At 69.0% G+C, this 21,628-nt stretch carries 19 protein-coding genes; 11 read left to right on the forward strand and 8 right to left on the reverse strand.

The genetic code is table 11. The features are described 5' to 3' along the window. Position 1: 1 nt before the first annotated feature. From CCZ27_RS05700 to CCZ27_RS05720, 5 genes are all read right to left on the reverse strand, one after another. On the reverse strand, positions 2–409 hold the full coding sequence (locus CCZ27_RS05700; protein ID WP_096446366.1) for a VOC family protein: 408 nt from the start codon (positions 407–409) through the stop codon (positions 2–4). A 12-nt stretch (positions 410–421) separates the two neighbouring features. Continuing rightward, positions 422–802 (reverse strand): DUF1428 domain-containing protein, encoded by a 381-nt coding sequence (locus CCZ27_RS05705; RefSeq protein WP_096446368.1) that lies wholly within the window; start codon positions 800–802, stop codon positions 422–424. 44 nt (positions 803–846) lie between these two features. Next, positions 847–1,203: a YciI family protein gene (locus CCZ27_RS05710; protein WP_096446370.1), complete on the reverse strand. Its 357-nt coding sequence runs from the start codon at positions 1,201–1,203 to the stop codon at positions 847–849. A gap of 22 nt (positions 1,204–1,225) precedes the next feature. Beyond that, positions 1,226–1,687, reverse strand: a complete 462-nt coding sequence (locus CCZ27_RS05715; RefSeq protein ID WP_096446372.1) for a VOC family protein — start codon at positions 1,685–1,687, stop codon at positions 1,226–1,228. A 110-nt stretch (positions 1,688–1,797) separates the two neighbouring features. After that, positions 1,798–2,208 carry a YciI family protein gene (locus tag CCZ27_RS05720; protein WP_096446374.1) on the reverse strand — a complete coding sequence of 137 codons (411 nt, stop codon included), beginning with the start codon at positions 2,206–2,208 and terminating at the stop codon, positions 1,798–1,800. 267 nt (positions 2,209–2,475) lie between these two features. On the opposite strand from CCZ27_RS05720, the gene CCZ27_RS05725 reads away from it, so the two are divergent. Next, on the forward strand, positions 2,476–3,324 hold the full coding sequence (locus CCZ27_RS05725) for an EAL domain-containing protein (protein ID WP_096446376.1): 849 nt from the start codon (positions 2,476–2,478) through the stop codon (positions 3,322–3,324). Between the two features lie 46 nt (positions 3,325–3,370). On the opposite strand, the gene CCZ27_RS05730 is transcribed toward CCZ27_RS05725, so the two are convergent. From CCZ27_RS05730 to CCZ27_RS05740, 3 genes are read right to left on the reverse strand one after another with little or no spacing between them, the layout of a single operon-like run. Beyond that, positions 3,371–4,795: a cation:proton antiporter gene (locus CCZ27_RS05730; protein WP_096446378.1), complete on the reverse strand. Its 1,425-nt coding sequence runs from the start codon at positions 4,793–4,795 to the stop codon at positions 3,371–3,373. A 36-nt stretch (positions 4,796–4,831) separates the two neighbouring features. Beyond that, positions 4,832–5,794, reverse strand: coding sequence for a sulfotransferase family protein (locus tag CCZ27_RS05735; RefSeq protein WP_096446380.1), 963 nt, complete (start codon positions 5,792–5,794; stop codon positions 4,832–4,834). Continuing rightward, positions 5,778–7,991: a pyruvate kinase gene (locus tag CCZ27_RS05740; RefSeq protein WP_096446382.1), complete on the reverse strand. Its 2,214-nt coding sequence runs from the start codon at positions 7,989–7,991 to the stop codon at positions 5,778–5,780. The genes CCZ27_RS05735 and CCZ27_RS05740 overlap by 17 nt, the downstream gene beginning before the upstream one ends. A gap of 348 nt (positions 7,992–8,339) precedes the next feature. Between CCZ27_RS05740 and CCZ27_RS05745 the strand changes: the two genes are divergently transcribed. The 10 genes from CCZ27_RS05745 (at position 8,340) to CCZ27_RS05790 (ending at position 21,536) form a co-directional block, all read left to right on the forward strand. Continuing rightward, positions 8,340–9,752 carry a bifunctional enoyl-CoA hydratase/phosphate acetyltransferase gene (locus CCZ27_RS05745; protein ID WP_096446384.1) on the forward strand — a complete coding sequence of 471 codons (1,413 nt, stop codon included), beginning with the start codon at positions 8,340–8,342 and terminating at the stop codon, positions 9,750–9,752. Beyond that, positions 9,749–10,933: an acetate/propionate family kinase gene (locus tag CCZ27_RS05750; protein WP_096446386.1), complete on the forward strand. Its 1,185-nt coding sequence runs from the start codon at positions 9,749–9,751 to the stop codon at positions 10,931–10,933. The genes CCZ27_RS05745 and CCZ27_RS05750 overlap by 4 nt, the downstream gene beginning before the upstream one ends. A gap of 224 nt (positions 10,934–11,157) precedes the next feature. Then, positions 11,158–12,972, forward strand: coding sequence for a carbon starvation CstA family protein (locus CCZ27_RS05755; RefSeq protein ID WP_096446388.1), 1,815 nt, complete (start codon positions 11,158–11,160; stop codon positions 12,970–12,972). A 138-nt stretch (positions 12,973–13,110) separates the two neighbouring features. Continuing rightward, positions 13,111–15,366: a formate C-acetyltransferase gene (pflB, locus tag CCZ27_RS05760; RefSeq protein ID WP_096446390.1), complete on the forward strand. Its 2,256-nt coding sequence runs from the start codon at positions 13,111–13,113 to the stop codon at positions 15,364–15,366. Next, positions 15,353–16,165 (forward strand): pyruvate formate-lyase-activating protein, encoded by an 813-nt coding sequence (pflA, locus tag CCZ27_RS05765; RefSeq protein ID WP_232516574.1) that lies wholly within the window; start codon positions 15,353–15,355, stop codon positions 16,163–16,165. Before pflB ends, pflA begins: the two co-directional genes overlap by 14 nt. Before the next feature lie 47 nt (positions 16,166–16,212). Then, positions 16,213–17,121 carry a formate/nitrite transporter family protein gene (locus CCZ27_RS05770; RefSeq protein WP_096446394.1) on the forward strand — a complete coding sequence of 303 codons (909 nt, stop codon included), beginning with the start codon at positions 16,213–16,215 and terminating at the stop codon, positions 17,119–17,121. 10 nt (positions 17,122–17,131) lie between these two features. Further along, complete coding sequence (locus tag CCZ27_RS05775) at positions 17,132–18,853, forward strand: sensor histidine kinase (RefSeq protein WP_096446396.1); 1,722 nt, start codon at positions 17,132–17,134, stop codon at positions 18,851–18,853. Then, the gene (gene btsR / locus CCZ27_RS05780) at positions 18,850–19,563 is read left to right on the forward strand and encodes a two-component system response regulator BtsR (protein ID WP_096446398.1); all 714 of its coding nucleotides are present in this window, start codon (positions 18,850–18,852) and stop codon (positions 19,561–19,563) included. Before CCZ27_RS05775 ends, btsR begins: the two co-directional genes overlap by 4 nt. A gap of 104 nt (positions 19,564–19,667) precedes the next feature. After that, positions 19,668–19,895: a hypothetical protein gene (locus tag CCZ27_RS05785; protein WP_157748464.1), complete on the forward strand. Its 228-nt coding sequence runs from the start codon at positions 19,668–19,670 to the stop codon at positions 19,893–19,895. 174 nt (positions 19,896–20,069) lie between these two features. Continuing rightward, positions 20,070–21,536 carry a DASS family sodium-coupled anion symporter gene (locus tag CCZ27_RS05790; protein ID WP_096446402.1) on the forward strand — a complete coding sequence of 489 codons (1,467 nt, stop codon included), beginning with the start codon at positions 20,070–20,072 and terminating at the stop codon, positions 21,534–21,536. Positions 21,537–21,628 lie beyond the last annotated feature (92 nt).

The following is a 21,628-nucleotide window of genomic DNA, read 5'->3' on the forward strand; positions in this document are numbered from 1 at the left end:
TTCATGCGGCGCCTGCGGCCTGCGGCGTGAGGTGGACCAGCTCCCAGATGTGGCCGTCGAGGTCCTGGAAACCGTGGCCGTACATGAAGCCGTGGTCCTGCGGCTGGTTGTAGGTGGTGCCGCCGGCGGCGACGGCGGCCCGCACCATGCCGTCCACCGCATCCCGGCTGTCGAGCGCCAGGCAGATCAGCACTTCGGTGCTGCGGGTGGCGTCGGCGACCGGCTTCGGCGTGAAGCCGCCAAAGCGCTCGCGCGTCAGCAGCATGACGAAGATGTTGTCGCCGGCGATCATGCAGGTGGCGGTGTCGTCGGTCCATTTCGCGTCGAAGGCGAAGCCCAGGGCGGCGAAGAAGGCGATGGCCGCCTTCAGGTCGGCCACCGGGAGGTTGATGAAGATCTGCCTGGCCATCGCTGTCTCCGCTCAGTTCTTGTCGAGGACGACCAGGGTGCGGAACCCGCCGTAGGCCATGCGCTTGCAGTCGAACGGGGGGGCGTCGTCGTTCATCATCGACTTCATGCGCGGGTCGGCCATCACCGCGGCGTTGACCTCGTCGCGGTGCGCGCGCGATTCGTAGACGATCCACGAGAAGATCACGGCGTCTTCCGCCCCGGCGCCGGCCGCGCGGGGGAAGGGCACCATGTCCTTGATCTCCAGGTCGTCGCCGATGCATTCGTAGTACTGCAGGGCGCCGTGTTCCATCCACACCTGGCCGGCGAGGCTGGCGATTTCGCGGTACCGCCCGATCCTGTCCTTCGGGACGGGGATCAGGAAGCCGTCGACGTACTTTCCGGTGTTGTCCATTTCATCTCTCCTTCGGGGTGCTGCGGGTGTCGGGCGGGGCGGATTCACCGCACGTGGCAGGGGGCGCATTCGCGCACTTCGACCGTGGCCCAGCGCGCGGCCGGGCAGCGGCTGGCGATGGCGACGGCTTCTTCGCGGCTGGCGGCCTCGATGAGGAAGAAGCCGCCGACCATTTCCTTGGCTTCGGCGAACGGGCCGTCGCGCAGTTGCGGCGTGCCGGCGGGCGCGGCGACGCGCACCGCGTGTTCGTCCGGGCGCAGCGATTCGCTGGCGATGTAGCAGCCCTGCGCCTTCAGTTCGTCGCCGAAGGCTTGCATCTGCGCATACAGGCCGCGGGCCTCGCTTTCGCTGCGCTCGGCGCGCTGGCCGCGGGGTTCGACGATCAGCAGCATGAATGTCATGGCGTTTTCTCCGCTGCGTGCGTCAGGGGCAGCCCTTGGCGGCCGCGGCGGCGATTTCTTCCGGGCTCACGTCGCGCACGTGGGTGGCCACCGACCAGCGGTGGCCGAAGGGGTCTTCCAACTGGCCGTAGCGATCGCCCCAGAACATGTCGGCCACCGGCATGGTGGCGCGGGCGCCGGCCGCCACCGCGCGCTCGACGGCGGCGTCCACGTCCTCGACGTAGAGGTGGATCGTCACCGGCGAGCCCTTGAGCGCGAGCGGGCCGACCGATCCCATCTCGGGGAATTCGTCGACCAGCATCACCGCCGCGCCGCCGATGGTGATGAGGGCGTGCCACAGCCGGCCGTCGGGGCCGGTGAGGCGTCCGTGCTCGGCGGCGCCGAAGGCGCGCACGTAGAAGTCGATGGCCTTGGCCGCATCGGCGCAGACGAGGTGCGGGGTGACCGCGGTCATGCCGGCGGGGATGGCTTGTACGGAACTCATGCTTGTCTCCTTGTCGGGGAGTGGAGGGAGGGAAGCGGGCGAGGGACCCGTTTCATTGTGGTCGACGCATGGCGCAGGGTGGAATCGACATGCAAGCGGATCTTTCCGCCTCAGCCGTCCACGTCCGGCGCACGCGGGCGCTCGACGGCGTCCGGCGGCGGGAGGCCGTCGATGTCGTACAGCGGGCGCACCTCGATCTCGGCCGCCCGGCCTTCGCCGCGCGGGTTGGGGAAGCGCCGCGTCCATTCCAGCGCTTCCTCGCGCGAGCGCGCCTGGATCAGCGTGTAGCCGGCCACCAGCCGGCCGTCGGCGGAGAACGGTCCGGGGATCACGCTGCGGCCGGCATCGTCGTAGCGGATGCGCCAGCCCGCCGACGTGGGCGCGAGCCCCGAGGCGTCGAGCAGCGCGCCGGCCCGGGCCAGCTCTTCGTGGTAGCCGGCCATCCGGGCGCTCAGGCTTGCGGCGGGCAGGGCGCCCGCTTCCGATTCGGTGGTGGCGTAGACGATGATCAGAAAGCGCATGACTATCTCCGTGGCGGATCGAGGGGGTCGCGTTATTGCCCGCCTCCTGCTATCACGACGTACGGCGGGCGGAAAAATCGACATGGCCCGCGCCGCGGCGGCGTCCGCCCGCCGGGGCGGAAACGCCCGGCGGGCCGCGGCCTGCGGCGATGCCGGCGATTGCCTCCCGCGGCATATGGACTGCATGAATTCTTGGTTTGCCGCCGGACTCCCTGCCGTTACCGTGTCTGCCCGCCCGGAATCAACCTGCCCTCCACGGAGATCGACGTGCCCCTGACCGAACTCGTGCATTACTTCAACAAGCGCAGCCAATTCGTCCGCGGCGGTGCGCTGGAAGACTGCTTCGACATCGTCGACGGGCGCGTGCATGCGCGCTTCGGCGGACGCGTGCTTGGCACGCTGTTCCAGCCGGTGGTGGCGCCGGACGGCACGCGGACGATCGGTCATGAAGCCCATCTGCAGGCGGTGGACGGCCAGGGCGACGGGCTTCCGGCCCAGGCGGTGTTCCTCGAGGCCGGCGACGACGACGAACTGGTCCATCTGGATCGCCTCGCGCGCACGCTGCATGCGCTGAACTTCCTGCTGCAGCCGGACCAGTCCGGCGGCTTTCTCTCCCTCAACGTGCATTCGCAGCTCGTGCAGGCGGTGCCGGACCACCACGGGCAGGTGTTCGAAACGGTCCTGTCGCGCTGCGGGCTCGCGCCCGATCGCATCGTGCTGGAGATCTCCGACGACGGTTTCCGCCATCCCGCGCGGCTCGCGGCGGCGATCTCGGAATACCGCGAGCGGGGCTACCGCATCGCGCTGGACAATTTCGGCCGCCATTCCTCGGACCTCGACCGCCTCGCGGAACTGGCGCCCGACATCGTCAAGCTCGACCGCAGCCTGTCGGGCCACGCCGGGCAGTTGAGCCTGGCGCGCAAGGTGATGGAGGAGCTGGTGCCCGAGATCCGCCGCCTCGGCATGAAGGTGGTGAGCCAGTGCATCGAGAACGACGAGCAGCTCCGGCTGGCCCGCGATCTGGCGGTGGATGGGCTGCAGGGCTACCTGATCGGGCGTCCGGCGCAGGACTGCCGCCCCGTCGCCGGCTTGGCGGGCGCACGCGCCGCGGCCTGAGCGCCACCGCCCGGCCGGACCGCCGGCCGGACCCTATTGCGCGCGTCTATGCCGCTCCGGGTTGCGCTGGAACCGGGGTGCCGCCGGATGTGCCCGCGGCGTCGGCGGGCTGCGGGGCGGAGGGTGCGCAGCCGCGTCCGCGTTCGCCGGCCAGTTCGGCGGCGATCGCGTTGCTGCGCAGCATGCGGGCGAGGACGAGGCCGGCGCCGACCGAGGTGGCGATGGCGAGCACGACCAGGCTGGTGTAGGCCGCCGGGTTGATGATGCCGGCCGCAAACGCGGTCGACGCGACGACGAGGCCGGGTCCGCCGCGCGCATTGACGCTGATCGCCAGCGCATTCGCCATCGCGCGCGGTTCGCCGGCGATGACACCGCCGGCGAGGGCGCCGCCGTACTTGACGAGGCTGCCGAAGACGAGGATGCCGGCGGTGAGCACCCAGTCGAAATCCCCGATCAGGTCGAGCGAGGCGCCGATGAGGGCGAAATAGATCGGGATGAAGAACGCCAGCCCGACCGACTCGACCTGCTGCTGGGCCTTCGCGAAAGGCGGTTCGGTATTGTTCGAGGCCACGATGCCGGCGACGAGGGCGCCGAACATCGGCGCGAGGCCGAGCAGCATCGCGACGCCGGTGATGACGAGGATGGAGGTGAGCAGCCAGGCCAGCGGGCTGCGCTGCGCGACGGCGTGGATCGCGCCGCGTACCGCGCCTCCGCTCGCCCCCGGCTTGCCGAAGCCCCACGCCGCCGCGGCGAGCAGGGCGAGGCTGGCGGCGACGTGCCAGGCGATGAACGCGCCCGAATCGGGCGCCAGGCCGAGGAAATGCGGGATCGACGCGTCGCCCCCCGGCCTAGCCTGGACCATGCCGAGCGCGATCGACAGCGCGACGTACAGCAGCACGTCTTCGATGACGGCGACCGACAGCACGATGCGGGCGAGCCGCGTGTGCATCAGGCCGAGGTCGAGGAAGATGCGGGTGATGACCGGGATGCTGGTGATCGCCAGTTCGATCAGCAGCACGATCCTGAGCGCCGCCAGGTGACCGGCGCTGCCGGCGTAGCGGCCGACATCGACGAATTCGAGCAGCAGCAGGCCGGCCGCGACCGGGACGATGACGCCCGTCGCCGCGATCCAGCCCACCGCCGCCGTGTCGTCCCGGGTCAGCAGGCGGCGCAGTTGCAGGCCGCCGACGAAGAGCAGCAGCAACAGGCCGATGGTGCTGCAAAAGCCCAGCGTGGTGAGCACCGGCGGCACCGGCGCGCCCGCGCCCGGCGCGGCGGGCAGCAGCCAGGCGTGGCCTTCCGGCCAGATGCGCTCGAGTACGGTGGCGCCGAGGAGGAGCCCCCCGCCCAGCTCGCCCACCATGGGCGGCAGGCCGGCGCGGGCAGCGGCGAATCCGCCCAGGTGCGCGCAGGCGAGGATCGCCGACAGCGTGACGATGATGTGGAAGATGTCGAGGCTGGCGAGGTTCATGCGTGCTCCCCCGTGGCGTCCGGCAGCCCGGCACCGCTACAGGCGATAGCCCATCTCGCGGGCGAGGCCCTCCAGCCCGGGCAGCACGCGCTCGATGCGCTCGCGGTGGCGCTGGTCGCGCCACTTGTCGATCCGGATCTCGGAAAAGGCGTCGTAGGGCTTGTCGAGCAGGCCGCGGCAATGCGCTTCCACCTCGGGGGTGAAGGGCAGGTCGCAGTGCTCGAAGATGCGGCGGTTGGCGCCGACCGGGTCGCGCACCACGTCCTCGTAGAACACCTCGTGCCATTGCGCGGGCGGGATGCTGCGCGAAGCGTGGCGGATGGCGCGGTGGATGGACGCGTACTGGAAGGCGTTCACCTCTTCGAGCGGGGCTTCAAGGTAGTCCCGCCATCCCTCGGGCAGGAAGTGGCACCAGCGCGTGAAGCGGCCGCCGTCGATCTGCACTTCGGCCGGCAGGCCGGCAGACCAGGTCGCGTAGCGCTCCGGCCGGTGCCAGCCCTCGATCATCGAATTGAGCGTGTCGCCCGGGTTGCGCTTGATGTAGACGAAACGCGCGTCGGGAAACAGCGCATGCAGATAGGGCACCGCCAGCCCGTGCTGGTTGTTCTTGTCGACGAAGCGGTGCTGGCCGGTATGGGCGTAGAAATAGCGGGTGATGAAGCTGCGGTCGCCCGGCTCCGCATCCTCGGCGGTCAGCACGTGGCTTTGCCACTGCTTGTGGTGCGGGGCGTGCAGCCGCGACCAGATCGCGTAGATCTCGCGGTTCAGCGTGCCGATGGCGCGCGACTGCGACAGGGTCTTGTACAGCATCTGCGTGCCGGAGCGGCTGCCGCTGACGACGAACACCGGCCGGTCCGCCGGCCACTGGTTCATCTGCCACAGCGCGGCGCGCAGGGTCACCTTCGCGCGCCCGGCGTGGTGGCGCAGGGTCTTGTCCACCTTGTGCCAGAACTCGTTTTCCGCGGGCGCCACCGCGCCGTGCTCAGTGGGCGTGGGCATGGCTGCGCTCCTGGTTCGGGGCGGTCAGGCGGGAGCGGAGCATGTCCTGGATGGGCTCGCGCATGAACCAGTCGGGGAGGGGTTCGTTGCGGCTGAGCGTCGCGCGGGCTTCGGCGGCGGGGACGGCGGCCCGGCGGCTGCCGGCGCGGCGCTTCCTCGCTTCGTGCTCCACGTAGCGCTGGGTGTCGGGGTCGTATTCGACCTGGCCGGCGAAGATCGGCGTGATGCCGATGTCGCCCAGGCCGGCCAGCAGCGCGCGGACGTCGTCCGCCGGTTCGGCCGGAACCGGGCGGTCGAACAGGAAGTGGCTGCAGCCGACGTTCTTGTGGCACAGCGCCTGGAACACCTGCTCGCGGGCGCCGGCGTGGCGCCGGTAGATCGGCAGCACGCCGAGGGTGGCCTTGCCCGCCGGGTAGTAGCCGAAATCCAGCATCAGGCGGTAGCTGCCCAGCACGGCGTCGGGCGGGAAGCCGCGGCCGGAGTCGCCGTCGACGCCGACGTTGAGGAACAGCCCGTCGGCACTGTGGCGCTCGAGCGCACCGACCTGCACGTGTTCGTCGAGGCGCGTGGCCGGGCCGTGCGCCTGGACGCCGATCACCTTGCGCCAGCCCTTGTGCTGCAGCACGAAGCGGTTCTCGCGCGGCGTCAGTTCGTACTCGCGGTGCGGCGACGGCAGGCGCTGCAGCAGGCTCACCGTGCCGGCGAGGAAGCGGCCGCTCCAGCGGCGCACGCGCTGCACGCCCGGATGGGCGCCGGAGCGGGTGCCGAACCATTGCGCGGCCAGCGTATCGCGGTCGAACGAGAACGGCCTTGCATCGCGGATGACGGCATGGGGCCGTCCGGCCTCGTCGGTGAGGACGACGGCGCCGGCCGCCGGCGCCGAGTCGAGCGCGGCCGCGGCCTCTTCATCCAGCGGCAGCAGGATGGGCATGGGCCAGGGCGTGCCGTCGGGCAGGCGGTGGGTCGCCAGCACCGATTCCAGCGTGGCCGCGTCCATGAAGCCGCGCAGCGGCGAGAAGGTGCCGAGCGCGATGTGCTGCGCGTCCTGCAGGACGTCGCGGCCGACGGCGAGCCTGGGCAGCGCGCCGAGCGCATCCCGGCCCGCTTCCGGTTCGAGCCGTTCGACGAGTTCGCCGCCGTGCGGCGCGACGAGCAGCGACAGGCCGTCGTTGGCGCGATAGGGGCGCGGCGACGCATGGACGGCGTCGCGGTAGTTCTCGTACTCGTGGATCAGCTTCAGGATCATCCCGACGCAGCCCACCGGGTCGCGGCCGATCGCGGTCTCGGCGGCCAGCACGAGGCCGTCGGCGCCGTCCAGCAGCGTATTGACCACGTCATTGACCTCAGCGCGCGTCGGGCGCGGCGCGTCGATCATCGATTCGAGCAGGTTGGTCGCCACGTACACGCGCCGCCCCAGTTCCGCGCCGCGCCGGATGATCATCTTCTGCAGGCTGGGGATGCGTTCGATCGGCTCCTGGCGCGACAGGTCGCCGCGGTCGATGAGCAGCGCGTCGGAGCGCTGCGCGATGTCGTCCAGGTTGTGCAGCGCGTTGCGGCATTCGATCTTGGAGATCAGGAAGGTGTCGCCGCCGACGAGCCGGCGCACTGCATCGACGTCGCTGCCGCGGTTGGCGAACGACAGCGCGACGTGCCGGATGCCGTTCTGGCGCCCCCATTTCAGCGCCTCGACGTCCTTGGCCGTCAGCGGCGCGAGCGGCAGGTCGCGCTCCACCGTCACCGCCTTGTTGCGGCCGACCGTGCCGCCGTGGATCACGCGCATCGCCACGCGGTCCGGCAGGCGCTGCGTCACCTGCACCAGCACGGCGTTGAAGTCGATGCTGATGAAATCGCCTTCCTCCAGCTGGTCGACGATGTCGAGCGGATAGAGGTTGAAGTTGTGCGGATCGCCCGGCACCCGATCGCGGTGGGCCCAGACGATGGTGTTCTCGCGCAGCACGATCTCCCCGCCCACCAGGTCGCCGGTGCGCACCTGGGCGCCCTCGGTGTCGAGGCAGATCGGCACGTCGCTGTGCGAGCGGATGGATTCGACGACCCGGGGCAGATCCTGGAGCCGGGTGTGGGAGAGATTGATGCGGAACAGGCTCACGCCCAGTTCCTGCAGCCGGACGAGCACGCTCGCGTTGAGCGAAGACGGGCCGACGGTGCACAGGATCTCGCGTGTCGTGGTGTGCGGCATGGCTGCGCTCCTGACGGGTTATCGGGTGCGGCCAGCCTATTGCGAACGGCTTCCGGACTGAACGAAGGAATATTTCGTTGCTATTTCATTGCAGATATATGGCGGCCCCGTGTCGGAAATGCGCCATTCGCGCAGACGGCGCGCGACGCGGCCCGCGGCCGTCTCCGGCGCCGGACCCGCCCGGGGCCGTTCGCGCCGCGGATCCGGCCATTGAATCCTGCCTTGCGGCCGCTCCGGGGAAAGTGCCGGCCCCCTCCGGCGGCCTCCCTAACATTTCCTGCGTGAGGCGGGGAGCGGTTTTCCGCGGCGGCCGCGAGGCCGCGCATTCAGATCGGGAGAGATCGAGCCATGGACCACTCAAATCAGAAGTACCTCGAAAACCGCACGTTCGACGAGATCCGGGTCGGCGATTCCGCACAGTTGCTGCGCACGCTCACGCCCGACGACATCCACCTGTTCGCCCTGATCTCGGGCGACCTCAATCCGACGCATACCGACCCGGACTTCGCCCGTTCCAGCCCGGCGCGGCAGGTGGTGGGCCACAGCATGTGGGGCAGCGCCCTGATTTCGTCGCTGCTCGGCAACGAGTTTCCCGGGCCGGGCTCGACCTATGTGTCCCAGAGCCTGAACTTCCATCGCCCGATCACGATCGGCGACAGTCTGGCGGTCACGCTCACCTGCCGGGAGAAGCGCCCGGACGGCAGGCACGTCGTGTTTTCGTGCGAGGCGACCAATCGCGCGGGCCTGCTGGTGATGGACGGGGTGGCGGTGGTGGCCGCGCCGGAGGGCAAGATCCGGCGTCCGCAGGTGCGCCTGCCGGAAGTGAAGATCCTGGACCGCGCCCGGCGCTACGGCCACCTGCTGGGCATTTCGGCCGGCCTGCCGCCCATCCCCATCGCCGTCGCCTACCCATGCGACCGGGAATCGCTCGCCGGACCGCTGCAGGCGGCCAGGGCCGGCCTGGTGAAGCCGATCCTCGTCGGCCCCGCCGGCAGGATCCGGGCGGTGGCCGAGGAGCACGGGCTCGAACTCGACGGCTGCCCCGTCGTCGACGTGCCCGATGCCATGGCCGCCGCGTCCGCGGCGGTCGCCATGTGCCGCGACGGCGAGGCCGAGGCGCTGATGAAGGGCTGCCTGCACACCGACGAACTGATGCGCTGCGTGGTGTCGCGCGAGCACGGCCTGCGCACCGGACGGCGGATCAGCCACGTCTTCCTGGCCGACGTGCCGACCTATCCGCATCCGCTGATGATCACCGACGCGGCGATCTCCATCGAGCCCAGCCTGGAGGACAAGGTCAGCATCGTCCAGAACGCCATCGACCTCGCCCGCACGATGAACATCGCCGAACCCAGGGTGGCCATCCTCGCCGCCGTCGAGACGGTCAACCCCAGGATGCGGGCGACGCTGGATGCGGCGGCGCTGTGCAAGATGGCAGATCGCGGGCAGATCACCGGCGGCGTGCTGGACGGCCCGCTGGCCTTCGACAACGCGGTATCGCCCGCCGCGGCGCGGACCAAGGGCATCCGTTCGGAAGTCGCGGGCAGGGCCCACATCCTCGTCGTGCCGGACCTGGAGGCGGGCAACATGCTCGCCAAGCAGCTCGAGTACCTGGCGGACGCGCTGATGGCCGGCGTCGTGCTCGGCGCGCGCGTACCCATCGTGCTGACGAGCCGTGCCGACACGGCGGAAACCCGCGCCGCATCCTGCGCGGTGGCGCAACTGATGGCCCACCGCAACCGCGAGCGGAGCTGCAAGTGAGATCCGTACTCGTCCTGAATGCGGGCTCTTCGAGCCTGAAGTTCGCCGTCTTCCCGGTCGCCGGCGGCCTGGCGGATACCCCCTCGGTCTGCGGGCTGATCGAGGGCATCGGCACGGCTCCCGAACTGGCGTTGAAGACGGCCGCCGGCCGCAGCCGGACGGCGCTGCCGGTGGCGGCGCCCGAGCCGGACGGACAGCACCGCGAGGCGCTCGTGCATCTGCTGGGCTGGCTGGGCGAGAACCAGCCGGGCACGCGCATCGCCGCCGCCGGCCACCGGGTGGTACACGGCGGCGAGCGCTACGGCGCCCCGGTTGCGCTGGACGACGGGGTGCTCGGCGATCTGGAGGCCCTCGTGCCGCTGGCTCCGCTGCACCAGCCGCACCATATCCGCGCCATGCGCGCGGTGGCGGCGCTGATGCCGGACATCGGCCAGGTCGCCTGTTTCGATACCGCCTTCCACCGCACCCAGCCGCCGGTGGCGCAGACCTTCGGCCTGCCGCGGGCGATGACGGCGGAAGGCATCAGGCGCTACGGCTTCCATGGCCTGTCCTACGACAACGTCTCGCGCCGGATGAAACGGGTGCTGGGCGAACGCGCCGCGGGGCGGGTGGTGATCTGCCACCTGGGCAACGGTTCTTCGCTGTGCGCGCTCGAGGAAGGCCGGAGCCAGGCTTCCACGATGGGCTTCACCGCGCTGGACGGCCTCCTGATGGGGACCCGGACGGGCACGCTGGACCCCGGCGTGCTGCTCTACCTGATGCAGCAGCGCGGCATGGACCTGCACCAGGTGGAGCGGCTGATCTACAAGGAGTCGGGCCTGCTGGGCGTGTCGGGCATCAGCCAGGACATGCGCGTGCTGCTCGCCTCGGATGCGCCCGAGGCGGCGGAGGCGCTGGAACTCTACTGCTACCGCATCGCCCGCGAGCTGGGTTCGCTGGTCGCCGCCGTCGGCGGGCTGGATGCGGTGGTGTTCACCGGCGGCATCGGCGAGAACGCGGCGCCGGTGCGGGCGAGGGTGGCCGAGCTGTCGGCCTGGGCGGGCCTGCGCCTGGACGCGGACGCCAACGCCCGCCACGCGGCGCGCATCGACGCGCCGGGAAGTGCGGTGGCGGTCGCGGTCGTGCCGACCGACGAAGAGCGCCTGATCGCGATGTACACCGCCGAAACGCTCGGCCTCTGAGGCCGGCTCCGGCAGGCGCAAGGGTGGCCCGCAGGCCACCCTTTTTTTCTGGTTCGCCGCGAGGCCGTGCAGGACGCACCGGCGCCGCCACCGTTCGCCACCCGTTTCATGCCACTCGCCCCCCGGCCTCTGCCGCTCCGGGGAAACTCCGGGGCGCTTGCCGGTGCGTCCCTAAGATGAGTCTCGTGCAACCAAGGGTTCACATATCTTCTGAGGAGAGAAAAATGGACAAAGCGATCTACTTCGTCATCGCGTCGGTCTGTGTCCTCGCACTGGCATACCGCTTCTACGGCATATTCTTCGTGCGCAAGGTCCTGGCCGCGGATGATCGCGAAATCACGCCGTCGCACCAGTTCAAGGACGGCAAGAACTACGTGCCCACCAAGAAGTGGGTGAATGCCGGCCAGCACTTCGCCGCCATCGCCGCGGCCGGGCCGCTGGTCGGGCCGGTGCTGGCGGCGCAGTTCGGCTACCTGCCGGGTTTCCTGTGGCTGCTCGTCGGCTGCGTGATCGGCGGCGCGGTGCACGACACGGTCGTGCTGTTCGCCTCGATGAAGCACCAGGGCAAGTCGCTGTCCGAGGTGGCGAAGGCCGAGATGGGCACCGTGGCGGGCTGGAGCACCGGCCTGGCGATGCTGTTCATCATCACCATCACCATGGCGGGCCTGTCCATCGTCGTGGTGCATGCCCTGGAGCGCAACGCCTGGGGCACCTTCGCGGTGTTCATGACGATTCCGATCGCGATCGCGCTGGGGCTCTACGAGCGCTATTTCGGTTCGACCAAGTGGGGGACCTACCTCGGCGTCGGCGCCATCATGGTTTCCATCGCGATCGGCCCCCACCTGCAGGGAACCGCGGTCGGCGAATGGCTGACGCTGAACAAGACCACCGTCTCCTGGCTGCTCCCGACCTACGCCTTCTTCGCCACCGCGCTGCCGGTGTGGATGCTGCTCACCCCGCGCGGCTACCTGTCGAGCTTCATGAAGATCGGCGTGTTCGCGGCGCTGGTGATCGGCGTGGTGTTCATCAACCCGACCATCCAGTTCCCGGCGCTGACCGACTTCATCGCCGGCGGCGGCCCGATCCTGAAGGGGCCGGTGTGGCCGTTCATCTCGATCACGATCGCCTGCGGCGCCATCTCGGGCTTCCACGCCTTCATCGGCTCCGGTACCACGCCCAAGCTGGTGGACAAGTGGAGCGACATCCGCCCGGTGGCCTTCGGCGGCATGCTGGCCGAGTGCCTGGTGGCCGTGATGGCCTTGATCGCCGCCACCTCGCTGCACCCGGCCGACTACTTCGCCATCAACTCCAGCCCCGAGACCTTCGCCACGCTGGGCATGCAGGTGGTCGATCTGCCGCAGCTCAGCCAGGAAATGGGCATCGACCTCTACGGCCGGACGGGCGGCGCGGTGACGCTGGCGGTGGGCATGACCTACATCTTCACCAAGATCTCGTGGTTCGCCGACCTCGCCGCGTACTTCTTCCAGTTCGTGATCATGTTCGAAGCGGTGTTCATCCTGTCCGCGGTCGATTCGGGCACCCGCGTGTCGCGCTACCTGATCCAGGACCTGCTCGGCGACCTGATCCCGCCGATGAAGCGGCTGGATTCCCCGGTGGCCGGCGTGGTGGCGAGCGTGATCGCCTGCGTGCTGTGGGGCTACCTGCTGCTGTCGGGCGACATCAGTTCCGTCTGGGCGCTGTTCGGCGTGTCCAACCAGCTCATGGCCTCGGTCGGTCTGATGATCGGCGCCACCATCGTGCTGCGCCTGGCGAAGAAGCCGCTGTATGCGCTGACCTGCTTGGTCCCGCTGGCCTACCTGTTCGTGACGGTCAACTACGCCGGCTACTGGATGGTGGCCAACGTGTATCTGAACGCGGGCACCAAGGGTTACAGCCTGTTCAACGCCTCGATCACGATCGTGATGATGGTGCTGGGCCTCGTCATCCTGTTCGCTTCGCTCAAGCGCTGGAGCGTGCTGTGGAAGGCCCGCAGCGCATCGGCGGCCATCCCGCCCGCGCTGGTGTCCGGAGCGGCCTGAAGAACGCGGCGTGCGCCAGACGCGCACTGCCGGGTCACCAGGGGCGGCCGAACGGGCCGCCCCTGGTGACCGGAGGCGCCGGGCTCATCCGCCGGGCGCCGGAAGAATTCTCAAAAGGTTCCATTGAAGGAGAAATCCATGAACGACATGACCAAGATCAGCAGCCGCGAACAAGCCTGGGAGGACTTCGTGGCCGGACCGTGGCAGGAGCGGGTCGACGTGCGCGACTTCATTCAGCGCAACTACACGCCCTACGCCGGCGACAGCGCCTTCCTGCAACCGGCGACGGCGCGCACCGCGGCCCTGTGGACCAGGCTGCAGGGACTCCTGGAGCAGGAGCGCGCGAAGGGCGTGCTCGACGTCTCGGCCGACCGCGCCTCCGGCATCACCGCGCACGACGCCGGCTACATCGACCGCGACAACGAGATCATCGTCGGGCTGCAGACCGATGCGCCGCTCAAGCGCGCGATCATGCCGAACGGCGGCCTGCGCATGGTGGAGAGCGGCCTCGAAGCCTACGGCTTCAGGATCGACCCGCTGGTGTCGGAGATCTGGACCCGGTACCGCAAGAGCCACAACCAGGGCGTGTTCGACGTCTATAGCCCGGACATCGTCAAGGCCCGCAAGTCCGGCATCATCACCGGACTGCCCGACGCCTACGGCCGCGGACGCATCATCGGCGACTACCGCCGCGTGGCGCTGTACGGGGTGGATTTCCTGCGCAAGGACAAGCAGCGCGAATTCCACGAGATCGACGACAAGCCCTTCGGCGAGGACGTCATCCGCCTGCGCGAGGAACTCTCCGAGCAGTTCCGCGCGCTGGGCGAACTGAAGGAGATGGGCGCGAAGTACGGCTTCGACCTCGGCCGTCCGGCGCAGAACGCCCGCGAAGCGGTGCAATGGACCTACCTTGCCTACCTCGCCGCGGTCAAGGAGCAGAACGGCGCGGCGATGTCCCTGGGCCGCGTGTCCACCTTCCTCGACGTCTACATCCAGCGCGATCTCGACACCGGGCTGATCGTGGAATCCGAAGCCCAGGAAATGATCGACGACCTGGTGATGAAGCTGCGCATCGTCCGCTTCCTGCGCACGCCGGACTACGACCAGTTGTTCTCCGGCGACCCCACCTGGGTGACCGAAGCGATCGGCGGCATGGGCGAGGACGGCCGCACGCTGGTGACGAAGAGCAGCTTCCGCTTCCTGCACACGCTCACCAACCTGGGGCCGGCGCCCGAGCCCAACCTGACGGTGCTGTGGTCCGGGCGGCTGCCGGAAGGCTTCAAGCGCTTCTGCGCCGACACCTCGATCAGGACCTGCTCGCTGCAGTACGAGAGCGACGACCTCATGCGCCCGAAGTGGGGCGACGACTACGGCATCGCGTGCTGCGTCTCCGCCATGCGCATCGGCAAGCAGATGCAGTTCTTCGGCGCCCGCGCCAATCTCGCCAAGACCCTGATGTATGCGCTCAACGGCGGCCGCGACGAGATCTCGGGCGAGCAAGTGGGGCCGATGTCGGCGCCGGCCGCCGGCGAGGTGCTCGAGTACGAGGACGTGATCGCGCGCCTGAAGCCGATGATGGAATGGCTGTCCGGCGTCTATATGAAGGCGCTCAACACCATCCATTACATGCACGACAAGTACGCCTACGAGCGCATCGAGATGGCGCTGCACGACCGCGACATCCTGCGCACGATGGCCTGCGGCATCGCCGGCCTGTCGGTGGTGGCCGACTCGCTGTCCGCGATCCGGCATGCGAAGGTCCATCCGCTGCGCGACGAGCGCGGGCTGATCACCGACTTCCGCATCGAGGGCGAGTACCCGGCCTTCGGCAACGACGACGACCGCGTGGACGCGATCGCGGTGTGGCTGGTGGAAACCTTCATGGATTACGTGCGGGCGCAGCCGGCCTACCGCGATGCACTGCCCACGCAATCCGTGCTCACCATCACCTCCAACGTGGTGTACGGCAAGAAGACGGGCAACACGCCGGACGGCCGCAGGGCCGGGCAGCCGTTCGCGCCGGGCGCCAATCCGATGCATGGCCGCGACCACAAGGGCGCGCTGGCGTCGATGGCCTCGGTGGCCAAGCTGCCCTACGAGCATGCCTACGACGGCATCTCCTACACCTTCACCATCGTGCCGTCGGCCCTGGGCCGCATCGGGGACGAACGCGTGCAGAACCTGGCCGGCATGCTGGACGGCTACTTCGCGCAGGGCGGGCATCACATCAACGTGAACGTGTTCGACCGCGACATGCTGCTGCACGCCATGGACCACCCCGAGCTGTATCCGCAGCTCACGGTGAGGGTCTCGGGCTATGCGGTGAACTTCATCCGCCTCACCCGCGAGCAGCAGCTCGACGTGGTGACCCGGACCTTCCATGCCGCTCACTGACATGCCCGTCGCGCCGGACCGTTGCCCCTGCGCTCCCCTCGCCGCTCCGCAGGGAGCGGCAAGGGCGGGGGTGCGCGAAGGCTGGGTGCATTCCATCGAGACCGGCGCCGCGGCCGACGGCCCGGGCATCCGCTACGTCGTGTTCCTGTCCGGCTGTCCGCTGCGCTGCCTGTACTGCCACAACCCCGACACCTGGCACCAGCGGAACGGACGGCTCGCCGCCGCGGACGAGATCCTGTCCGACATCGCGCGCTACCGCGGCTTCCTGCGCGCGGGGCGGGGCGGGGTGACGATCTCCGGCGGCGAGCCGCTGGCCCAGCCCCGATTCACCGCGGCCCTGCTGCGCGGCTGCAAGGCGCTGGGGCTGCATACGGCGATGGATACCTCGGGCGTCGCCGGAAACAAGGCGGACGACGCCATGCTCGCCGACGTCGATCTCGTCCTGCTGGACATCAAGGCGTTCTCGGAAGCGCGCTACCGCAGGCTGACCGGCGCGCCGCTGGCGCCCACGCTGGCCTTCGCGCACCGGCTGGCGGCCGTGGGGAAGCCGGTGTGGCTGCGCTACGTGCTGGTGCCGGGGCTGACGGACGACCGGCGGGAGATCGAGGCGCTGGCCGGCTTTGCCGCCGGACTGGGCAACGTCGAGCGTGTCGACGTGCTGCCCTTCCACAAGCTGGGTGAGTACAAATGGGCGGACAGCGGACGGCCGTACCGGCTTGCGGACGTATCGCCGCCGAGCCGCGAGCTGGTGGACGAGGTGTGCGGGCTGTTTCGCTCGCATGGACTCCGGACGGCCTGATCCCGGCGTCGTGACGCGGCTGCCGGGCCGAACGAGGTATTCACATCATGGTTGGCACGACGAGACCGGAACATCCGCTGCAGGCCGGCTCCTTCGAGTCCCTGCCGCCGCCCGCCATCGCGCAGGCGGCCGAAGGGAATTACCGCAAGAAGGCCATGCAGTACGGCTCCACCCTTTTTGCGCTGGCGATCCTGGGCGGCGCCTTCGTCGCCCTCGGCGGGATGTTCGCCACCGTCGCCGCCACCGGCTCGCAGACCAGCCTGCCCTACGGGGTGGGGCGCCTGCTGCTGGGGTCGGTGTTCTCCCTCGGCCTGATCCTGGTGGTGGTCGCGGGGGCGCAGCTCTTCACCAGCGACGCGCTGATGGTCATGGCCTGGGCGAGCGGAAGGCTCAGGACGTCGCGCATGCTGCTGGCCTGGACCACGGTCTGGTGCGGCAATCTCGTCGGCGCCCTCGGCACCGCCGTGCTGGTCTTCCTGTCGGGGCAGTATCTGTTCGGCCACGGCCAGGTGGGGGCGACCGCGCTCTATCTCGCCTATGCCAAGAGCAGCCTGCCGCCGTCCCAGGCGTTCTTCCTGGGGATACTGTGCAACGTGCTGGTGTGCCTGGCGGCCTGGCTCGCGCTTTCCGCGCGCTCGGTGGCGGACAAGATCGTCGCCCTGTTCTTCCCGATCACCGCCTTCGTCGCCGCCGGGTTCGAGCACTGCGTCGCCAACATGTACTTCGTCCCCTACGGTATGCTGATCCAGTGGTTTGCGCCGGATTCGTTCTGGGCGGACCTGGCCCGTCTCGACTTCGGTAGCAACCTTCCCTTCATCTCGCCGACGGATTTCCTGCGCAACCTCGCGGTGGTCACACTGGGCAACTGGGTCGGCGGCGGCCTGCTGGTCGGCGGAATGTACTGGCTGATCTATCGCCGCCCCGCCGACGCGGCGCGGTCCGAGAAGGCCGATTGAGAGACAACGGATGCTGTTCGATTCCGTCGAGCTGACCCTTACGCTGATCCAGCAGACCTGCGTCTACCTGGTGATCGCGTACCTGCTCAGCCGCACCCGCATCTTCATCCCGCTGATGCACGTGACGATCCGGTTTCCCCACCGGGTGACGTGCTATCTGGTGTGTTCGCTGTTCTGCATCATGGGCACCTACCTGGGGCTCAGGATCGACGACTCCATCGCCAACACCCGCGCCATCGGCGCGGTGCTGGGCGGGGTGCTGGGCGGTCCCGGCGTGGGGCTGGCGGTCGGCTTCACCGGCGGCCTGCACCGCTACACGCTCGGCGGCTCCACGGCTTTCGCCTGCATGGTGTCCACCGTGGCGGAAGGGCTCATCGGCGGCCTCTTCCACCACTACATGGTCCGGCGGGGCAAGGCGCGCGACCTGTTCGATCCGGTGCGGGTGGGGCTGGTGACCTTCGGCGCCGAGATCACGCAGATGCTGATCCTGCTGCTGCTGGTGCATCCGTTCCAGGCCGCCCGGCACCTGGTGGAGCAGATCGCGGTGCCGATGTGGATCGCCAACAGCCTGGGGGCCGGACTGTTCGTGCGCATCCTGCTCGACCGCCGGGAGATCTACGAGCAGGACTCCAGCGCCTTCTCCACCAAGGCGCTGGCCATCGCGACCCGGGTGGAGGGTCTGCTGCATTCGGGCTTCAACGCCGGCACGACGGCCAGCGTCGCGCGCATCATCCACGAGGAAACCGGCGTCGGCGCGGTGGCGATCACCGACACGAAGAACCTGCTCGCCTTCATCGGCATCGGCGACGACCACCACGTCCCCGGTACGCCGATCAGCTCGGCGCTGACGCTGCGCTCGATCGAGAACAACGAGGTGGTGTATGCCGACGGCAACGAGGTGAACTATCGCTGCTCGCTGCATCCGCGGTGCCCGCTGGCGGCCTGCCTCATCATTCCGCTGGTGGGAGAGGACAAGCGGGTGATCGGCACAATCAAGCTCTACGAGCCGCGCACGCGGCTGTTTTCCAACATCAACCGGACCCTCGGCAAGGGCATGGCGCAGTTGCTGTCCAACCAGATCCTGGCCGGCCGCTACATGGAGCAGCGCGATCTGCTGGCGCAGTCGGAGATCCGGCTGCTGCATGCGCAGATCAACCCGCATTTCCTCTTCAACGCCCTGAACACGATCTCGGCGGTGATCCGGCGCGATTCCGAGCGCGCCTGCAACCTCGTGCTCAACCTGTCGACCTACTTCCGCAAGAACCTGAAGAGGCCGAGCGAGGATGCCTGCCTGGACGAGGAGCTGAGGCACGTGGCGGCCTATCTCGAGATCGAGCAGGCGCGCTTCCTCGACCGCCTGGTGGTCGAATTCGACATCCCCGAGCACCTGCAGTGCGTACGCATGCCGGCCTTCTCGCTGCAGCCCATCGTGGAGAACGCCATCAAGCACGGCACCTCGCAGTTGCTGGGCGGCGGCCGCATCCGCATCTTCGCCACCTCGAGCGGCGGCAACCTCCTGCTGAGCGTCGAGGACAACGCCGGACTGTTCGATGCCGCGGAGGGGGGCGAGGGGCTGGGGCTCAACCTGGTGCGCCGGCGCATCGCCAACCGCTGCGGCTCGTCCTATGGGCTGGAGATCGAATCCGAACGCGACGTGTTCACCCGCGTCACGCTGAAGCTGCCACTCGCCCCCTGCGAGGAGTCGCAGGTCGCAGGGAGAAGAGCCGCATGAACGTCGTGATCGTCGATGACGAACCCCTTGCCAGGGACGAGATCGCCAGGCTGCTGGAGCAGGAAGCCGACATTCGCATCGTCGAGCAGTGCTCCAACGCCATCGAGGGCATCTCGGCGATCAACCGCCTGCACCCCGACGTGGTGTTCCTGGACATCCAGATGCCGATGGTGAGCGGGCTGGAGATGCTGAGCATGCTCGATCCGGAGCGCATGCCGCGGGTGGTGTTCCTCACCGCCTACAACGAGTACGCGCTGCAAGCCTTCGACAGCGATGCCTTCGACTACCTGCTCAAGCCGGTGGACCCGGTCCGGCTGGACGTCACGCTGAAACGGCTGCGGCGCGACGGCGGCCCCAAGCCGGATCTGTTCAACGCTGCGGCGCCGCTGCGGCAGATCCCCTGTCCGGGCCACCACCGCGTGCTGCTGATCAAGGTGGACGAGATCGAGTTCGCCACCTCGAAGACGTCCGGCGTGTATGTCACCACCATGCAGGGGCCCGAATACTTCACCGAGCTGACGTTGCGGACGCTGGAGGAAAAGACGCCCTTCCTGCGCTGCCATCGCCAGTACCTGGTCAATCCCGATCACATCCGCGAGATCTGCTTCCAGGAGGCCGGCAGCGTGGAGATCGTGACCCGCCGCGGCCAGCGCCTGCCGGTGAGCCGGCGCCTGCTGGGAGAACTCAAGGAAAAGCTGGGGCTGTGCTGAATCCGCCTTGCGTATCGCGCAGCGCGAACGCGGGCTGCGGCTGCGCCGCACGGCCCGGCATCGTCGAATCCGAATGACTGGAGTGTCTGGAAATGAGAAAGATCATGCTGATCGGCGCCGGGGCCGGCGTCTCGGAGGAGGCCGTCAGGGCCGCGTTTGCGCGCATCGCGCCGGTCGAGTGGGTGATCATCGTCCGCGACGGCAATCCCGAGCTGCCCTTGATCCTCGTCGCGGCGGACGTCAGCCATATCGGCGTGTATGACGTCCTCGTCCGGGCCGATGGCCTGTCGCTCGCCGGAAAGAGGGTCCGCGCCCACGCCGTGCTGCGCTGAAGAGGACTTCCATCCCGCGCCGCGCGGCCGGACGTGCCGCCGCGGCCCTTTCCGAGAGTTTTCCCCAGCGATGGCGGCGTCCGGCCCCGGCACTTGAAGCCGGTTGCCGCCGGGCCCGCGCCTGCATGCCGGGCGCATCGACGGGGCCCGATTCACTACGTCTGGATGAGAATCATGAAGAACCTGGCCATGAAACTGGCTCCGGCCTCCATACCGATCGCGATCACGCTGGCGATCTGGTTCGGCGTTCCCGTTCCCGAGGGGGTGACGCCCGGCGCGTGGCATCTCCTCGCCCTGTTCGTCGGCACGATCGCCGCGATCATCGGCAAGGCCGCGCCGATCGGCGTCATCTCGGTGGTGGCGATCGCGCTCGTCGCCCTCACCGGGGTGACCAGCGGCACGCCGGGAGGCGCCATCGCGGACGCCCTGAGCGGCTTCTCCCATCCCCTGATCTGGCTGATCGGCATCGCCATCATGATCTCCCGGGGGCTGATCAAGACCGGGCTCGGCGCGCGCATCGGCTACTACTTCATCGCCCTGTTCGGGCGCAAGACGATAGGCATCGCCTACGCGCTGGGGCTGTCCGAACTGATTCTCGCACCGGTCACGCCGAGCAATACGGCGCGCGGGGGCGGCATCATCCACCCGATCATGCGCTCGATCTCCGCCTCCTTCGGCTCCACGCCCGAAGCGGGCACCTCGGCAAGGATCGGCCGGTATCTGGCGCTGGTGAACTACCACACCAATCCGATCACCTCGGCGATGTTCGTGACCGCGACGGCGCCCAACCCGCTGGCCGTCAAGCTGGTGGCGGAGGCGACGGGCGCGCAGATCAGCCTGTCCTGGGGCACCTGGGCGCTCGCCATGCTGCTGCCCGGGCTGGTTGCCCTGCTCGTGATGCCGCTGGTGGTCGCCTGGGTCTATCCGCCGCAGATCAGGGACACCCCGGATGCGCACAGGTTCGCCCTGGGCAAGCTGGGGGAACTCGGGCCCGTCTCCAGGGCGGAGAAGGTCCTGCTGGGCGTCTTCGGCGTGCTCCTCGTGCTCTGGGCCGGCGTCCCCGAGATGGTGCTGGGCAAGGGCTACGCGGTCGATCCCACCACCGCGGCGGTGGGCGGCCTCGCACTGCTGTTGCTGACGGGCGTGCTGACGTGGGAGGACGTCCTCGCCGAGAAGAGCGCCTGGGACACGATCGTGTGGTTCTCCGCCCTGGTCATGATGGCGACCTTCCTCAACAAGCTGGGCGTCGTCGGCTGGCTGGCGAAGTCGCTCGAGCAGGGCATCCTCGACCTGGGACTGGGCTGGACCGCGGCCTCGGCCTTGCTCGTCCTAGTCTACATGTATTCCCACTACTTCTTCGCCAGCGTCACGGCGCACATCACCGCCATGTTCGGCGCGTTCTACGCCGCCGGGATCGCGCTCGGAGCGCCGCCCATGCCGTTTGCGCTGATCCTGGCCGCGGCGTCGTCCATCATGATGACCCTGACCCACTATGCGACGGGTACGTCGCCCATCATCTACGGCTCGGGCTACACCACCCTGGGGCAATGGTGGTTCATGGGCTTCATCATGAGCGCCGTCAACCTGGCGGTCTGGCTGGTGGTGGGCGGCGCCTGGTGGAGCGTGCTGGGCTACTGGTGACCGGCGGGGCGCACGTGATGAACGGCGCGGCACAGGTGCGGGCGAGCGCGGGGCGAAGGGGGCCGGCGGGTGCATCCCCCTTCGCGCGACGG

The organism is Thauera sp. K11, assembly GCF_002354895.1.
Lineage (GTDB): Bacteria > Pseudomonadota > Gammaproteobacteria > Burkholderiales > Rhodocyclaceae > Thauera > Thauera sinica.

Coding starts and splice junctions, on each gene's coding strand:
- CCZ27_RS05770 (WP_096446394.1), top strand. CDS start 16,213: ATGGTTGGCACGACGAGACCGGAACATCCGCTGCAGGCCGGCTCCTTC.
- CCZ27_RS05740 (WP_096446382.1), bottom strand. CDS start 7,991: ATGCCGCACACCACGACACGCGAGATCCTGTGCACCGTCGGCCCGTCT.
- btsR (WP_096446398.1), top strand. CDS start 18,850: ATGAACGTCGTGATCGTCGATGACGAACCCCTTGCCAGGGACGAGATC.
- CCZ27_RS05790 (WP_096446402.1), top strand. CDS start 20,070: ATGAAGAACCTGGCCATGAAACTGGCTCCGGCCTCCATACCGATCGCG.
- CCZ27_RS05735 (WP_096446380.1), bottom strand. CDS start 5,794: ATGCCCACGCCCACTGAGCACGGCGCGGTGGCGCCCGCGGAAAACGAG.
- CCZ27_RS05745 (WP_096446384.1), top strand. CDS start 8,340: ATGGACCACTCAAATCAGAAGTACCTCGAAAACCGCACGTTCGACGAG.
- pflA (WP_232516574.1), top strand. CDS start 15,353: ATGCCGCTCACTGACATGCCCGTCGCGCCGGACCGTTGCCCCTGCGCT.
- CCZ27_RS05775 (WP_096446396.1), top strand. CDS start 17,132: ATGCTGTTCGATTCCGTCGAGCTGACCCTTACGCTGATCCAGCAGACC.
- CCZ27_RS05700 (WP_096446366.1), bottom strand. CDS start 409: ATGGCCAGGCAGATCTTCATCAACCTCCCGGTGGCCGACCTGAAGGCG.
- CCZ27_RS05755 (WP_096446388.1), top strand. CDS start 11,158: ATGGACAAAGCGATCTACTTCGTCATCGCGTCGGTCTGTGTCCTCGCA.
- pflB (WP_096446390.1), top strand. CDS start 13,111: ATGAACGACATGACCAAGATCAGCAGCCGCGAACAAGCCTGGGAGGAC.
- CCZ27_RS05785 (WP_157748464.1), top strand. CDS start 19,668: ATGCTGATCGGCGCCGGGGCCGGCGTCTCGGAGGAGGCCGTCAGGGCC.
- CCZ27_RS05715 (WP_096446372.1), bottom strand. CDS start 1,687: ATGAGTTCCGTACAAGCCATCCCCGCCGGCATGACCGCGGTCACCCCG.
- CCZ27_RS05720 (WP_096446374.1), bottom strand. CDS start 2,208: ATGCGCTTTCTGATCATCGTCTACGCCACCACCGAATCGGAAGCGGGC.
- CCZ27_RS05705 (WP_096446368.1), bottom strand. CDS start 802: ATGGACAACACCGGAAAGTACGTCGACGGCTTCCTGATCCCCGTCCCG.
- CCZ27_RS05730 (WP_096446378.1), bottom strand. CDS start 4,795: ATGAACCTCGCCAGCCTCGACATCTTCCACATCATCGTCACGCTGTCG.
- CCZ27_RS05710 (WP_096446370.1), bottom strand. CDS start 1,203: ATGACATTCATGCTGCTGATCGTCGAACCCCGCGGCCAGCGCGCCGAG.